The 804-nt window shown below is 43.3% G+C and carries 1 pseudogene; it reads right to left on the reverse strand.

The features are described from left to right. Positions 1 to 731, reverse strand: a pseudogene (locus ACTXGO_RS15090) (hypothetical protein); the annotation flags it as partial. Between the last annotated feature and the right edge of the window lie 73 nt (positions 732 to 804).

Raw genomic sequence — 804 nt, forward strand, 5'->3', positions numbered from 1 at the left:
CTCTCTGGATACTGACGAGTATAAGCCTCCCAAAATAGAGTGCGCTCAATCAGCTCATTAAAAGAAAAAGCAATCGCTGCATCGAACCAAAATATCTGTTGATTATCCATGGCCATACGCTCAACAAACTTGGTCTGATCGCTTGGCAGATAAGGAGTAAAGATATCTGCCATCGCTTGCAGATCATGATGAAACTGGTACTCGCCTTCTCCCAAATACAGTACGCTCACCTCAGCATCACTCTCCACCAGCTTGATCAGATAGCGCAAACGCGGGCTGGTCGTTTTTAGGAATTTTGATGGCACTTCGATGTGTTGTTCTGCTAGGCTCATGATGGTATAAAAGTTTTCATCGTCCATATCGTGATCGAGGGACAAAAAGCGAGCATACATCGCTTGATAGTCCGTGAGCCACTTTAATATCTCAGAGTTATCGGCGATAGGTAGGCAGGCGTTTAATTGGCGCTCAAGGGCATAAATGTCCTCAATTTTACTCGTATTATCGATCTTATTTATAGTCTGACTCAGTCTTGTACAAATAAGCTCATTTGTCAGCTGATTTTCAGACGCAGATACGACCGCTTTGGTCAGTGCTTTTGCCGTTGCGGCCTCTGTAATCGCAGTGTTATCTGTTTGAGCAGGCGCAGAATGGGGCATGTCTGGATTAGGCTTGCAAGCCGTCAGAGGTAATAAGCTGATAGCTATTATCAAAGGCATTAGGGTCTTTAGCACTAAGGGTGCTCCTATAATCAATAAATGAGATCGTAAGATTTGAGAATATATTTTAGGTTTGATGAGATACTTT

It is taken from the genome of Psychrobacter sp. T6-1 (genome assembly GCF_052258445.1).